Source organism: Pengzhenrongella sicca (genome assembly GCF_017569225.1).
Lineage (GTDB): Bacteria > Actinomycetota > Actinomycetes > Actinomycetales > Cellulomonadaceae > Pengzhenrongella > Pengzhenrongella sicca.
This window is the reverse complement of the sequence record NZ_CP071868.1, coordinates 1,207,166-1,221,384: the sequence shown is the minus strand read 5'-3', so window position 1 is coordinate 1,221,384 and position 14,219 is coordinate 1,207,166. Positions and strand designations below refer to the sequence as shown.

Sequence of the window (14,219 nt, the reverse complement as noted above, 5' to 3'; positions counted from 1 at the left end):
CGTCAGTCGCGCGTGAGCTTGCGGTAGGTGACGCGGTGCGGCCGCGCCGCGTCGGGCCCGAGCCGCTCGATCTTGTTCTCCTCGTAGGAGGCGAAGTTGCCCTCGAACCAGTACCAGTTGCCCGGGTTCTCCTCGGTGCCCTCGTACGCGAGGATGTGCGTCACGACCCGGTCGAGGAACCACCGGTCGTGCGAGGTGACCACGGCGCAGCCGGGGAACTCGAGCAGCGCGTTCTCGAGCGAGCCCAGCGTCTCGACGTCGAGGTCGTTCGTGGGCTCGTCGAGCAGCAGGAGGTTTCCGCCCTGCTTGAGGGTCAGCGCGAGGTTGAGGCGGTTGCGCTCACCGCCCGAGAGCACGCCGGCCCGCTTCTGCTGGTCGGGCCCCTTGAACCCGAACGCGGCGACGTACGCGCGCGACGGCATCTCGACGTTGCCGACCTTGATGTAGTCGAGCCCGTCGGAGACGACCTCGAACAGGGTCTTATCGGGGTCGATCCCGCCACGGTCCTGGTCGACGTACGAGATCTGGATCGTCTCGCCGATCTTGAGCTGGCCGGCATCCAGCGGCTCGAGCCCGACGATGGTCTTGAAGAGCGTCGTCTTGCCGACGCCGTTCGGGCCGATGACGCCGACGATGCCGTTGCGCGGCAGCGTGAACGAGAGGCCGTCGATGAGCGTGCGCCCGTCGAAGCCCTTGTTCAGGTCCTTCGCCTCGATCACGATCGAGCCCAGGCGCGGGCCCGGCGGGATCTGGATCTCTTCGAAGTCGAGCTTGCGCAGACGGTCGGCCTCGGACGCCATCTCCTCGTACCGCGCCAGGCGCGACTTGGACTTCGTCTGCCGGCCCTTCGCGCTCGAGCGCACCCACTCGAGCTCCTCGCGCAGGCGGCGGGCGAGCTTCGCGTCCTTCTTGCCCTGGACCTCGAGGCGGGCTTCCTTCTTCTCGAGGTAGGTCGAGTAGTTGCCTTCGTACGGGTACACGCGGCCGCGGTCGACCTCGGCGATCCACTCGGCCACGTGGTCGAGGAAGTACCGGTCGTGGGTCACGGCGAGGACGGCGCCCGTGTACTGCGCGAGGTGCGCCTCGAGCCACAGCACGCTCTCGGCGTCGAGGTGGTTCGTGGGCTCGTCGAGCAGGAGCAGGTCGGGCTTCTCGAGCAGCAGCTTGCACAGCGCGACGCGGCGCCGCTCGCCACCGGACAGGACCGACACGTCGGCGTCGGGCGGCGGGCAGCGCAGCGCGTCCATGGCCTGCTCGAGCTGGGCGTCGAGGTCCCACGCGTCGGCGGCGTCGATCGCCTCCTGCAGCTCGCCCATCTCGGCGAGCAGCGTGTCGAAGTCGGCGTCGGGCTCGGCCATCAGCGCGGAGATCTCGTTGAAGCGGTCGATCTTGCCCTTGATCTCGGCAACGCCCTCCTCGACGTTGCCGAGCACCGTCTTGGCCTCGTTCAGCGGCGGCTCCTGCAGCAGGATGCCGACGGTGTAGCCCGGCGAGAGCCGCGCCTCGCCGTTGGACGGCTGGTCCAGCCCCGCCATGATGTGCAGGATCGTCGACTTACCGGCGCCGTTCGGGCCGACGACGCCGATCTTGGCGCCGGGCAGGAAGTTCAGCGTGACGTCATCAAGGATGACCTTGTCGCCGTGCGCCTTGCGCGTCTTGTACATGGTGTAGATGAACTCAGCCACTGGCTAATCGTCCGCCCTGTGCTCGAAGATGGGGTCCGCCCGCCCGCCCGGCACTGCGGCGGGTAGGGGTCGGTGCCCCAGCCTAGGTGATCGAGCGCGCGGCGCTCAGCGAGCCGAGCTCGTCCTCCGCCGGGTCCGGCAGGTCGCCGTCGCCGGAGCCGCCGGCCCACGGGTCGTCCAGCGCCGGGAATCCGACGCCACCGTCGTCGCTGCCGTCGTCGCCGTCAACGCCGTCGCCGTGGGCCGAACCGTCCTGGCCGTCCTGGCCGTTCGCGGGCGGCTCGGGCTGGTCGGCCACCTCCGTGGCGGCGTCGGCCACGTGCATCGTGCGCGCGAACTTCGCGCTGCCGAACGTCAGGTCGGGGCCGATCGCCAGCGCGTCGAGGACCAGGGTCGTGCGGGCCGTTCCGTCGGGGCCGGTCCACTCCTGCGTCGCGAGCCGCCCGGTCACGATGACCGGGTCCGACTTGCGCAGCGTCTCGGCGACGTTGCGCGCCTGCTGCCGCCAGCACTTGACGGTGAACCACTCCGTCCGCCCGTCGACCCAGGAGCCGCGCACCCGGTCGAAGTGGCGGCGGGTGCTGGCCATCCGAAAGCTGGTGAACGGGGTGGTGCCCGGGCCGCTGTACAGCTTCGGCCCGGTGGCCACCCAGCCCACGAGGGTCAGGTTCAGGTCGCTCGTGCTCATCGTCGTTCCTCCTCGCCCGCGGCCGACCGGTGCCGGCCCGTCCGTGCGAGGGTGCGCCCCGCCCCGCCGGGCGCGCGCGGGCGTGCGGTCAGGCTGGGGACGAACCCGTGCCGAGACCGGCCGGGGGTGGCTCGCGGCGGCCCGCGGCGACCGCGAGCTCGCGGACCTCGCGGTGCTCGCTGAGCAGGTCGAGCGTGGGCACCACCAGCAGCCGCTCGACTATCTCGTCGAGGCCCGCGCGGCCGTCGCGCTGCACGATCGCGGCCCGCCGGCGCGCGTCCCGTCGGCGCACGAGCAGCGCGGTCGCGCCGAGCACGAGGGCGAGCAGGACGAGTGCGAGGGTGAGCGGCAGCGCGACGCCGTCGGTCACCGACCCCGCTCCCCCGCTCAGCAGCGGCCAGGCAGCCACGAGGCCCGCGGCGACGGCCCCGACCGCGGCCACCGCGGCGGCGAGGGTGAGCACGAGCGCCCCGCGCGAGCGCCGGGCAGCGATGCCGACGTCGGCGAGCCGCGCGTCGACGCCGCGGCGCAGGTCGTCGGCCGACGCGAGCCGCTCCGCGAGCGCCGCCTGCCAGCGCGGGGGCAGGCCGGCCCCGGCCGCCCCGAGCCAGCTCGAGCGGGCGATCTCGACGGTGTCGGGCTGCACGGCGCCGAACGACGGGACGGCGCGGCCGCCGCCCCGGACGACGGCCTCGAGCGCCGCGGCCACCGCCGGCAGGCCCGCGGCCCGCGCGAACGCGTCGACCGCCGCCGACGCCGGCAGCTCGGCACGGGTCGCCTCGCCGGGCGCGACCTGGTGGCCCAGGAGCGCGGCGGCGTCGGCGATCTCGGCCCCGACCCGCACCGCCGCCGTGCTGCGGCGGGCCGCGACGTCGGCGAGCAGGTGGCGGAGGTCGCGGACGCCGTCGCCGGTGCGCGCGGACGCGGTCCGCACCGGGACGCCGACGAGGCCGTCCTCGCGCAGGAGCCGCGCGACGTCGGCCTCGAGCCGGCCGCGCAGGTCGACCGGCACGGTGTCGATCTGGTTGAGCACGACGACCATGGCGTCCTCGTGGCCGACGAGGCGACGCAGGTACCCGGAGTGCAGCGCGTCGTCGGCGTACTTCTGCGGGTCGACGACCCACACGAGCAGGTCGGCCATCGGCAGCAGCCGGTCGACCACCTCGCGGTGCGCGTCCTCGATCGAGTCGTGGTCGGGCAGGTCGAGCAGCACGAGTCCGCGCAGCGCGGCCTCGGAGTCGGCGTCGAGCGCGCTCTCCCGCTCGATCCGCCGGTCGGCCGCCACGCCGAGCCAGTCGAGCAGCGCCGAGGCGGTCGTCCCCCACACGCACGCCGTGACCTCCGACGTCGTCGGGCGGCGCACCCCGACGTCGGCGAAGTCGAGGCCGCTGACGGCGTTGAACAGGCTCGACTTGCCCGAGCCCGTGCCGCCGACCAGCGCGACCACCGTGTGGTCGACCCCGAGGGCGAGCCGCTCGCGCACCCCGGCCATCGCCGCCGCGATGCGGTCGGCGACGTCCGGGTCGAGGCGTCCGTCCGCGAGCGCGAGCGCGCGCACGACGTCGTCGACGCGCGCGGTCAGCGCGGTCGTCTCGCCGGACGCGGCGCCCGACGCCGCCGGGGTCGCGGTCACGTCAGGCCCCGCAGGACGGCGAACCGCAGCCGCAGCCGCGAGGCCGCGTCCGCGGCGAGGTCGGGCACGTCGAGCAGCGCGGCGAGCGCGGCGCCCTCGGCCTCGACCTGGGCGGCCGCGTGAGCCTCGAGCTCGGCGCGCAGCTGATCGCGCAGCGCGTCGCCCGCGTCGCCGAGCAGCTCGGTGAGCAGCTCCGCCGCGGGGGCGAGGCCGGCCGCGGCGGCGAGCACGAGCGCCGCGAGGGCGCGGTCGCCCAGGGCCTTCGCGGCGCGGGCGGACCGCTTGAGTGCCCGCGGGTCACCTTCGGCCAGCGCGGCGAGCACCGCCAGCCGCGCGCCGTCGATCCACGCCGTGGCGATCGAGTCGGCACGGGTGGCTCGCGCCGAGCGGCGGTCGTCCGACGGCCAGGATGCGACGAAGCCGGCCGCGCCGTCCGGCGCGCCGCGGGCGGAGAGTCGCTCGCGCAGCTCGCGCTCGGCGGCGGCGCCGGCGCGTTCGAGGTTGGCGACGGCGGCCTGCTGAAGGTCCGCGAGGAGCGGCCCCACCGACGCCTCGCGCAGCCGCGTCGTGCGGCGCCGCGCCGCGCGGATGCGCCCGGACGGGCGCACGACGTGCGCGAACCGGCCGGCCCCCGCCACGAGCTCGGTCCAGCGGGCGGTCACCGCGCCGTCGGCCACGACGCCGCGGTGCACGGCCGCCCGCGCCGCATCGGTCGGGCCGCTCAGGGCGGCGCCGATCGCTGCGCGCAGCGCGTCGGCCGCGTCGACCTGGTCCTGGACGGCGTCCGCCTGCGTATCGACCCAGGGCCGCAGCGCGCCGAGCGAGCCGCGCAGGGTCCGGGCGATCACGGCCCGGGCGCGGTCAGGGCCGGCGAGCATCGTGAGCCAGCGCTTGATCGGCGCGACCGAGGCGGTGCTCAGCGGGCCCTGCTGCGGGCCGGCGTCGGGCACGACGAACAGGGGCACGCCCTGCATGCCGCGTTCGCGCAGCCGCACCAGCAGGTCTCCGCGCACCGCGGGCAGCGACTCGACCGGAACCCGGTTGAGCACCATCGCGACCGACGCGCCGCGCTCCATCGCCCCCGCGAGCACCTGCCACGGCAGCGCGTCGCCGTACCGGGCGGCGGTGGTCACGAAGAGCCAGAGGTCGGCGGCCTCGAGCAGCCGGTGCGCCGTCGCCCGGTTCGACTCGAGCACGGAGTCGAGGTCGGGCGCGTCGAGGAGGGCGACGCCGCGGGGGACGGACTCGTGCGAGACGACCTTGACGTCCTCGAGCACGGGATGGCCGGCGAGCAGCTCGCCGTCGTCGGGGTGGTGCGCGATGACCGCCTGCCGCGTGGTCGGGCGGAGCACGCCCGCCTCGGACACCTCGGTGCCCAGGAGCGAGTTGACGAGCGTCGACTTGCCCGCGCCGGTCGACCCGGCCAGCACGACGATCGCCGGCGCCGACAGCTCGGCGAGCCGCGGCAGCAGGTGGTCGGAGAGCTGGTCGAGCAGCCGCGTGCGCGACGCCCGAGCGGCGTCGACGCCGTCGATGTCGAGCGGGAACGACGTGGCCTCGACGTCGCGGCGCAGGTCACGGACCGCGTCCAACAACGAGGGCGCCACGGGTGCCGGGGGGGCGGCCACGTCCGTGACGTCGTGCTCCGGAGAGTAGCTCACGGCGCCTATCCTCCCCCGGCGACGTGATCAGGCCAAACGCCCGCGCCGTCTAGGCTGGGAGATGCGCCCCCGTAGCTCAATGGATAGAGCAACGGCCTTCTAATCCGTAGGTTGCTGGTTCGAGTCCAGCCGGGGGCACTCTGACCTGGTGGTATGCACGATCAGGCCGAGCCATGATGGCCTCTTTCCCCACTTACCCCCCACTTACGGGGGACCTGGCCTCTGGGGAGGGCTCTACAGGACGGCTGCCGCGCGACTCATATCGCTCTTGCGGCCCAGGTAGATCCGGGCCGTCATCGACGGGTCAGCGTGCCCGAGCTGGTTGGCCGCGAGCGCGATGGACAGGCCCGCGTCGTCAATCAGGCTCGCCACAGTACGCCGCAAGCTGTGAGGGGTGGCCCAGGGGAAACCTGCGCGATCGAACAGGGAGCGAAGCGCGCGGTTGGCCGCGCTCGCGTCACGCGGCAGCCCGGCCCGCTTGACGGCAGTAGAGGGGAAGACCAGGCCCGAGGACTCGATGCCGAGCGCCCGGCGAGCCGTGAGGACATCGACCAGCCACGGCGGCAGGGCCAGCGTGCGCCGCGAGGCGTCCGTCTTGGTCCCCCGCACACGCACGGTGCCCGCCTCAAGGTCGATGTCGGCCCATGCCTGCCCTAGCGCCTCGGCTATGCGTACGCCGGTGCCAGCCATGAACTGCGCCAGGTCGGCAACGTCCGCACGCTTGGCAGCCTTGTCCGTGGCAGCGAACGCGAGGAACTGGTCTCGCTCGTCGCGAGTGAGCGCCCGCGTCGTGTCACGTCGAATGTCCTCAGCGTTGAAACCTTGCTCTGCGAGACGCTTGGCGCGAGCGGCAGAACGCACACCGTCACGGGCTATCGGCGCGTTCGCCTTCGGCGTCTTGATCTCGCGCATCGCGTTCGCGTCAAATACACCGTCCTGCACAGCCATGCTCAGCACAAGCGAGACGACGGAGCGAGTGCTCTTGGCCGAGCCGGAACCGTGCTCGTCTGCGATGCCCTCAAGGAAGCCGCGAAGGATGGACACCTTGTTTGCCTCGCGCAGCGTCAGGTCTGCGATTGCGCCGTGCTCTACGTACCTCGCCCACGTCTCCCGGTAAAGCATCACGGTTCGGGGGGCAAGCTTCGCCTCGGGCCGCGCGGTGCTCCTCAGCCAAATCCCGCCCGCATCCCGCACAGACATATCTGCGCGGAGCACGTTGGACGCGCGAGGCGTGACGCGGACGGCGAGTGCCGACTTAAGTTCGGCCTCGGCTTTGGCCTTCGTCTTGTCGAACCGCTCGACATCGCGGAGCTTGCCGTCAAGGTCACGGAACTTGGTGCGGGCGCGCCAGCGCGTCGGCTTGGTGCCCTCTGGCGGCTCGATCCATCGCCCATCGACCCGCACCTGTCCGACCGTCGTCATTGCGCCTGCCGTACCAAGTGCTGTGCGAGGTCTTGCCATCGGTCCGTGCCCCCTTCGTTGAACAACCTAGGAGGAACCTAGCACGTTTCCGGGGTACAGATAGTCAGGTTCTAGGGCTTCAGTCGTGGGCGCGGCCCCGATTTTTCCATTGGTCAGCTCGACGGCCGCGTGCGCGCATCTCCCATGCGCTGATAGCGCTCCCGGCAAGGTTCGCGGATGATAAGCCAGGCTTGGCGTTCACTCTTTCGGATGAAGAATTTTGCGGTTGAGCATGACATTTTCAGAGGTGAATGTATCTCTGACCTGGGCATACATCTTGCATCCATATGAACTAGAAGCGAGCGATGGTTCGTGTCGTCGACCCGCCGGGTGTAGGGCCTAATGTTGACGCCAGGCGCACCCGTTCGGAGTGCCTGTGGCTCGGATGCGAGCCGCCTAGCAGAAGGACACGAGGGAACCATGAGCGCCCGGTCCACGGGCGCACCGGAGGTGCCGACAGGCGCAGCCGCAGCACCTCCGCTTGGAGTTCCCCCAGTGCCTAATCCACTTGCCCTTCTCACCACCGAAGACCTCGCCGCGCGCTGGCAGGTGTCTCCCGGTTCCCTCGCAAACGACCGATCGGCCGGACGCGGCATCGCTTTCGTCAAGCTCGCATCCCGCGTCCGATACAGAATTGAGGAGATAGAAGCCTTCGAGCTGGCCTCGCTCGTGATGACCACAGCGTGAGCGCCGTCGAGCTGCTCGCAATCCGAGCCGCCGCGAGCCCAACCTCTGCCCTCAGGCGTGGCCGCGCTCCGTTCGGGCGTGACCTTGCCGACGCCGCGAGACGTGGCCGCGCCGTTGCCTACATCGCAGCGCGCGAGCTTCGCTACCTCGCCGGGGTCGGTGCTCTCGACCATCTGCGCGAGCCTGCCGCTCGTCTGGGTGTGCAAGTGGGACCAGTCGAGGCCGGGCTAGTGCTCGCCCCAACCTCACCGCGTGGCACCGCGCTCGCGGTCTACGCCGACGCCGAGGTTGCGGCGCTCGCGGCTATTGACGGGCTGAGTCTGGGGCAGCGGGCCACGGTGGCCGCTCGTCTCGCTGACGACCTCACGCTCTGCCGCGAGCGGCGTGTTGTTCTGCTCGGCAACGGCCTGCGCGTTCCCGCTCGCGGGGGTTGGCTCGCGCCCGGCTGAGCCCGCAACAGGCCCGTAGAGGTTCGCGACAGGCGACCCCGCCCAGTCACTCCAGAACGACCCCCAAGGCGCGCCATTGCCCTTGTGGGCCCCTTCTTGACCCCTTGGAGCGCACACCGATGACCACGGACTACCGTACCACTCCCACCTTGAGCGCGTGGGCGGGTCTTCACCGCAAGGCCCTGCGCCTGGCAGCCTCGATGACCAAATCCGAGCGAGCGCGCAGCGACCAGCTCGCGACGACAGCGGTCCTGCTCTACGCACTGGCTTCGACGCCACCCGCGAGCTTTCGCGTGGGCGACATCGAGCGCGCTACGGGGCTCTCGCCGCAGCTCGTCGCGGATGCCATCGCTGACTTGGAGGGCGAGGGACGCATTGAGCCGGGCTCGTCGCGGACGGGCAGGATCGGCGTGCTCGCGCCCGCCGTGCTCGATGCGCTCGGCTTGACCGGCCAAGGCCTCACGCTCGATGTCCGCGCTGACGTTGTGCCCTCGGGGAGCGCGGCCGAACTGTCGGACGATGACCTCGCGGCGAGCTTCGCGGGCATCGTGACGACGTGAGTGGACCTCGGGGAGTCCGACCGTGGTCCCAGCACTACCAGGACGCCTGGCAGGAGCGGATCGGGAACCCCATGTTCCCGATGTGGTTTCAGGTCATGGCCGCCGCCAACGGATTCCACAACGGACGCGGACACGCAACGTTCGGGCCTGGACAGCTCCGCGCGATGCTGCTCACGGCAGACCGCAGCACAGGGGAGATCAGCGAACCCGCTCCTGCGACAGTCTCCCGTGCGATCAAGGTCTGCATCGAGCGCGGGTTGCTCGGCGCGGCCTCGCAGTCGTCCTGCCTCGTGGTGCCTGGTCACGCCATCTCGGGCGGCATCGGGCTCGCCGCCTGCAAGGTCCACGACAGGACACGAGCCACGAGCCGGAAGCAAGCCGTTTCCGATTGACCTTAAGGGTCAAGGAAACAGCCAAAAGTTGACCGTAACGGTCAAACGACTTGATCGTTACGGTCAACAATCGCGTTCTCGCGAGGCCCTGACCTGCACCGATACCGGTCGCTCTCTTTGATGTTCTTAAGGGGCAAGCGCCCAGCCCAGGTGCGGGGCATCGGCGGGGACAGACCAGGGCCAGGAACAACCCGCTGTTGGGCCGAAGGCCCACCACCGCAGGACCTACCTCGACAGGGCCAGGAACAACGAACTGTCGGGCCGAAGGCCCACCACCCGCAGGACCCAGACGCAATACCCAGACCGACCCAGCAGCAATCTCGCCGTTGGGCACCACGGGGCCGAAGGCCCCACAAGCAAGGGAACAACACACAGTGGCAACCAGGACCAGCACCACAACCGTCAGCCCGTCCGCCGACGCTCAGTACCTCGCTGCGAAGGCCGCGCAGACCGTCGCCGTACAGCGTCACGCCGACGCTCTGGCCGCTGTCACGACCGCGACCGAGCACGAGGCTGCCCTCAACGACCGGCTCTTGTCCGGTGACTCGACAGTGACCGGCCTCGATCTCATGGCCGCAACCGGGGATGTCTCGCGCATGGGAATGCTCGCGCTCGCGGCCGAGGCAGTCGTTAGCGCCGCAGACGCGGCACTTGCGCCACTGGTTGCCGAACGGTGGGCGTCTGCTGTCGCGGTGATTGTCGATCCCGAGACACAGATCAAGGCGAACGAAAAGGCAGCCAAGGCGATTGCGGCCGCACTTGCCGAACTGGCGGAAGTCTCCGCGTCCCAGGAACGAACGATCAAGGCAGCAATCGCAGATGCGAAGGCAGCCGGTGTCAAGAACTTCATCGGTATTACCAGCGGATTCGGATTGGGCAAGGTCACTCTCGGCTCTGGCTCCACAATGGTTGACGTGATCCTTTTCGACGGCGACCCCATCGAGACGGCCGATGTCGTGGAGTTTGTCCGCGAAGCTCTCGTCAATGGGGCCGAGGGTGCAGGATTCGCTGTCGATGGCGAATACGGGCGCGCTCGCGTTCGGACCGTGGAGTCCGCAAGCTGGTGAGGCAATAGGCCACAACCGGCCGAGTAGGGAGATTGGGGCGCAGCCACCATGACTGCGCCCCCAATCTTTACCCCAGCAATGACACGGGCGACCGCCCGACAAACAATGAGGTCAGAACAGAATGAACGAGAACGCCGCAATTGGCATTTGTCTACGGTGCGCGTTGCCCATCCCTACGATGGGGGAAGACGGATTGGTATACCGCTTCTGCGGGCATCGGTGTCGGATGCTCATGGAGGATTGGTGGGAATGGCGCGACAAGAAAGCAAAGCGCAACGTGCGTGACGCCCAGGCACAGCGTGAGCGCGCCGCCCGTTCCCTTGCCCGCGCTGACAAGCTAGAGCGCGCAGCAGAGGCCCTGCGAGCGCAGTTCCACCCCGGCGACGTGATGGCCGAGTTGGCGGCACTGTGACGGTCAAGCACCACGTTGGAAAGGTTTTCGGTGAGCTCACGATTACCGAGAGGTGTCGAGGATCAGCATTTGTGCTGTGCGAGTGCAAATGTGGCAGTGAACCCAAGCGCATCCAATTGGGGAATCTCACTTCTGGGGTCACTGTCAACTGTGCCGATCGGCGCTACCACATCGACCCTAGATTCAAGACTGGACCGATCGCGTATAGCTCGGCGCATCATCGCGTAGCACGGGTGAAGGGCAGTGCAAATCTCTTGACATGTATCCGCTGTGGAAAACCTGCCGAGGAATTTGCTTACGATCATAGCGACATCCTAGAGATGTGCGAGATTAAAGGTAGGGAGGCCGGCTCAGTCTACTCGGGAAGTCCCGCCCGATATTTGCCAATGTGCCGCGTCGATCACAAGCATTACGACAGCTTGAGGGCTCGACTTCCGAGGGTGCTCTCACCGCTTCAACGCCTGTTCTGGATTCTTCGCAACCCGGACGTTCCGCTCGACCAGATCGACACCACGGCGTAAGGATGCCCCTGTCCGCGACTAACCAACGCGGACGGGGGCATTTTTGTGCGCTCATGGACCAGAGGGAAGGCCCCGTTTAGGGCATCTGCTCCAACCGCGCAATGGCGCTTTGGGGAGGACGCAATGCTCGTGTGTCAGCAGCTCAGGCCCCTTGCCAGGGCACAGCCGCAGTCGGTAGTGCGGCTCGTGAGCCTGTCGCTTCGCGACCTTCCCATTTTCCGCCGAGCCTGCCGTGCTAAGACGATGCGGTAGGGAACTTCGCGCTCAGGGGGTCATACCCCACCGTACGGACCGGGCAAGCAGGCGGGGCTCCCACCACGACCAAGGAGGAGCAACGCTAGAGCGCTCGCGTTCGTCGTCGTCAACGTGTTCGTCATCGTCGTTGCGATAGGCCAGGCAGGGGGAAGGCAAAGCGGTCCCCGAGCCCACCGCTTTGCCCGCATCCGTGGCCTTGCCAGCGTTCTAGGTCAATGGGGCGTGAGAGCACCACGGGTGCTAGACACGAGCAGGAAGCACGCCGATGCCGTCACCCAGATCGGCCCGCATGACAGCGAGAACTGCCTCCCCGGCGCGATGCGCGTCCTCGCTCTCTTGGTCAACCTGTTGAAGTAGTCGCTCGAAGTGCTCGGTGCTCTCGGGGACTCGATAGGCGGAACAGAGCGTGGCCGTCCAAGACAGCGAGCGGAGCACAGCTACGTGCTCGCTCGCAGCTTCACTCACCGCGCTCGGTGCGATCAGGCGGATCTCTCCAAGTGCCCGCATGAGCACTTCGTGTCGCGGGTCAATTTGTTCGGACGCTTCTGGGCCTTCAGCCGCTCCGTCAACTGTCGGCTCCGACTCAGGTTCCGCGAGCCCATGGTGCAGGTCAAACTCCTGAGTGTGAATTGGGTCCGTCAGAGCGCCGATCCCGTAGAGGTAATCCGCGTATGCCTGTCGCCTATCGCCAAGCCATCGCTCCGACTCTCGATCTCTGCGGGATGCTTCGATCCGCTTCCGCTCGTCACTCGCCTGTTGCCTCTGCGAAATCAGCGCCGTGGCAAAGCCACCCACGACACCGACAAGCCCCACGACGAGCGCAACCCAGTTTCCTGTATCCACATGCGCACCGTACCGAGTCGCACGGAGGGGCGTAGCGGACCTCATGCATCGGTGGCACGTCGGTACGTCGCCTCCGGCGATTCGGGAGCATCACCCGTGTGTCCCCCACTTACCTCTGACGTCCCCCACTTACTCCCCGGATTGGAGACGAGCTGATGTGGTCTAGCGTGAGAGTTTGAGCGCGGGTGTGCACCTGGGAGACTTGCTGGCATGGCTCTCGATTAGGCGCGATGAGCACCAACTACCTACTCCGTAGGTTGCTGGTTCGAGTCCAGCCGGGGGCACTCTGGGCGGCGACGCAGCGCGTGTCGCCGGTCGACGACCATCGCGACCGCGCCGATCGCGACCGCGAGCGCGACCGCCGCCAGGACGTCGGTGAGGAAGTGGTAGCCGAGGTAGAGCCGGCTGAGCGCGACCGCGAGGATCCCGACCACGGCTCCCGCGGCCCAGCCGATGACCCGCGCGACGCTCGGGCCGCGGCTCACCACCAGGTAGCCGGCCACGAGGAGCAGCGTCGCCGCGCCGATCGTGTGGCCCGACGGGAACGACGCCGTCAGCTCGGCCCGCGCGAACGCCCGGGCGTCGATCGGCGGCCGCGGGCGCGCGACGAGGTCCTTGATCACGAGCGAGACGGCGGTCGAGGCCAGCATCGCGCCCGCGAGCACGAGCGGCCGCCAGCGCTCGCGCCCCACCCGCGCCCAGACGAGGCAGGCGACGGCGACGATCACCGGCAGGACGACCGGCCCCGACACGAGCGTGATGGCGCTGAACACCGTGGTCGCGGTCGGACCGCGGTTCGCGAGCATCCAGCTGAGCACCGGGCGGTCGGCGAGCGAGATGTCGTCCTGCTCCTGGACCGCGTCGAGCAGGCCCGCGAACACCGCGAGGCCGGCCACGAACAGCAGCGCGCCGATCACGACCGCCCACGCCAGGGGTCGCGCGGCGTACCCCTGCACGGCCCGGCGCCGGATCGCGCCGATGCTGCCGGGAGTGGTCGAGCGGGACGGCGGGTCGGGCGTCATCGGGCCGATGCTGTCGACCGGCGACCGCCCCGCGCGGACCGCAGCGCGAGGACGACGACGAGCGGCCACAGGGACTGGGCAGCCGCGACGGCGCGCTCGGCGAGACCGGTCGCGGCGCCGTCGTCGGGTCCGAGGCCCTGGAGCTCGACCACGAACCAGGCGAGCAGGGCGAGCAGCACGCCGGTCGCGACCGCCCCGGTGCGCCGCCCGAGCACGCCGGTGGTCCCCGACCGCGCGGCGGCGACGGGCCACACCGACAGCGCCCCGAACGCGACGGCCGCCGCGAGCCCGTGCGCGCGCGGGCTGGCATCGACGGGCAGGGCGGCGACGAGCGCGGTCGCCACTCCCCCGGCCGCGAGCAGCAGCCGACCGGGCCGCGCGGCCGGGCGCAGCGCGAGCGCGGTCGCGACGTGCCCGACGCCGGTCAGCGCGAGCCCGGCGGTCATGATCACCGGGAGGGTCGCGGTCTGGGCCGCGAGCGCGCTGATGGTCTCGCGGACGGCGTCGAAGTCCGACTCCTGGCGCGCGGCGGCGAGCGTCCAGCCGCCGATCATCCCGATCGGCGCCAGCGTCGCGGCGGCGAGCGCCCAGCGGCGAACCGCTGGCGCGGGGGTGGGCCGGTGCGGGTCCTGCGGTGCGGGTCGAGGCATCTGGGCAACGGTACGCGGGCGCGCGCAGACCGCGACCCGAGCGCCGACGCTCACTCCGAACGATCTCGTCGATATTGGGGGCGCAGACCAGCGTTCTCGGCAGTCGAGGCGCAGTTGATCAACCGATCTCGTCGCGGGCCCGCACGCGCGGCGTATCTGGATCGGCCCGCAGGACTCCTCCGCCTCGACCCCGTGGTTCGGCCCCGCGACAGCGAGCCGGCCGGCCGCGCACC

13 protein-coding genes and 1 tRNA gene are annotated in these 14,219 nt (G+C 70.1%); 6 read left to right on the top strand and 8 right to left on the bottom strand.

The genetic code is table 11. The annotated features are described in order from the left end of the window. Positions 1–2: 2 nt before the first annotated feature. From ettA to J4E96_RS05490, 4 genes are all read right to left on the bottom strand, one after another. Positions 3–1,685: an energy-dependent translational throttle protein EttA gene (gene ettA / locus J4E96_RS05505; RefSeq protein ID WP_227424771.1), complete on the bottom strand. Its 1,683-nt coding sequence runs from the start codon at positions 1,683–1,685 to the stop codon at positions 3–5. 82 nt (positions 1,686–1,767) lie between these two features. After that, positions 1,768–2,373 carry a single-stranded DNA-binding protein gene (locus J4E96_RS05500; protein ID WP_227424770.1) on the bottom strand — a complete coding sequence of 202 codons (606 nt, stop codon included), beginning with the start codon at positions 2,371–2,373 and terminating at the stop codon, positions 1,768–1,770. A gap of 88 nt (positions 2,374–2,461) precedes the next feature. After that, positions 2,462–4,006, bottom strand: coding sequence for a GTPase (locus J4E96_RS05495; protein ID WP_227424769.1), 1,545 nt, complete (start codon positions 4,004–4,006; stop codon positions 2,462–2,464). After that, positions 4,003–5,667 (bottom strand): GTPase, encoded by a 1,665-nt coding sequence (locus J4E96_RS05490; RefSeq protein ID WP_227424768.1) that lies wholly within the window; start codon positions 5,665–5,667, stop codon positions 4,003–4,005. The genes J4E96_RS05495 and J4E96_RS05490 overlap by 4 nt, the downstream gene beginning before the upstream one ends. A 65-nt stretch (positions 5,668–5,732) precedes the next feature. On the opposite strand from J4E96_RS05490, the gene J4E96_RS05485 reads away from it, so the two are divergent. Next, a tRNA-Arg gene (locus J4E96_RS05485) sits at positions 5,733–5,805 on the top strand. Between the two features lie 96 nt (positions 5,806–5,901). Here J4E96_RS05485 and J4E96_RS05480 read toward each other — a convergent pair. Further along, positions 5,902–7,089 (bottom strand): tyrosine-type recombinase/integrase, encoded by a 1,188-nt coding sequence (locus tag J4E96_RS05480; RefSeq protein ID WP_227424767.1) that lies wholly within the window; start codon positions 7,087–7,089, stop codon positions 5,902–5,904. Between the two features lie 722 nt (positions 7,090–7,811). Here J4E96_RS05480 and J4E96_RS05475 point away from each other — a divergent pair. The 5 genes from J4E96_RS05475 to J4E96_RS05455 all read left to right on the top strand — a co-directional run bounded on the left by J4E96_RS05475 (position 7,812) and on the right by J4E96_RS05455 (position 10,695). Continuing rightward, positions 7,812–8,264, top strand: coding sequence for a hypothetical protein (locus tag J4E96_RS05475; protein WP_227424766.1), 453 nt, complete (start codon positions 7,812–7,814; stop codon positions 8,262–8,264). Between the two features lie 119 nt (positions 8,265–8,383). Then, positions 8,384–8,824: a hypothetical protein gene (locus J4E96_RS05470; protein ID WP_227424765.1), complete on the top strand. Its 441-nt coding sequence runs from the start codon at positions 8,384–8,386 to the stop codon at positions 8,822–8,824. 80 nt (positions 8,825–8,904) lie between these two features. After that, complete coding sequence (locus J4E96_RS05465) at positions 8,905–9,216, top strand: hypothetical protein (RefSeq protein ID WP_227424764.1); 312 nt, start codon at positions 8,905–8,907, stop codon at positions 9,214–9,216. A gap of 374 nt (positions 9,217–9,590) precedes the next feature. Then, the gene (locus J4E96_RS05460; RefSeq protein WP_227424763.1) at positions 9,591–10,283 is read left to right on the top strand and encodes a hypothetical protein; all 693 of its coding nucleotides are present in this window, start codon (positions 9,591–9,593) and stop codon (positions 10,281–10,283) included. 121 nt (positions 10,284–10,404) lie between these two features. Then, a complete protein-coding gene (locus J4E96_RS05455) occupies positions 10,405–10,695 on the top strand; it encodes a hypothetical protein (protein ID WP_227424762.1) in 291 nt (96 codons plus the stop codon). Between the two features lie 1,016 nt (positions 10,696–11,711). On the opposite strand, the gene J4E96_RS05450 is transcribed toward J4E96_RS05455, so the two are convergent. The 3 genes from J4E96_RS05450 to J4E96_RS05440 all read right to left on the bottom strand — a co-directional run bounded on the left by J4E96_RS05450 (position 11,712) and on the right by J4E96_RS05440 (position 13,986). Continuing rightward, on the bottom strand, positions 11,712–12,314 hold the full coding sequence (locus J4E96_RS05450; RefSeq protein ID WP_227424761.1) for a hypothetical protein: 603 nt from the start codon (positions 12,312–12,314) through the stop codon (positions 11,712–11,714). A 245-nt stretch (positions 12,315–12,559) separates the two neighbouring features. Further along, a complete protein-coding gene (locus J4E96_RS05445) occupies positions 12,560–13,336 on the bottom strand; it encodes a phosphatase PAP2 family protein (RefSeq protein WP_227424760.1) in 777 nt (258 codons plus the stop codon). Further along, positions 13,333–13,986, bottom strand: a complete 654-nt coding sequence (locus J4E96_RS05440) for a DUF998 domain-containing protein (RefSeq protein ID WP_227424759.1) — start codon at positions 13,984–13,986, stop codon at positions 13,333–13,335. The genes J4E96_RS05445 and J4E96_RS05440 overlap by 4 nt, the downstream gene beginning before the upstream one ends. Positions 13,987–14,219: the final 233 nt, after the last annotated feature.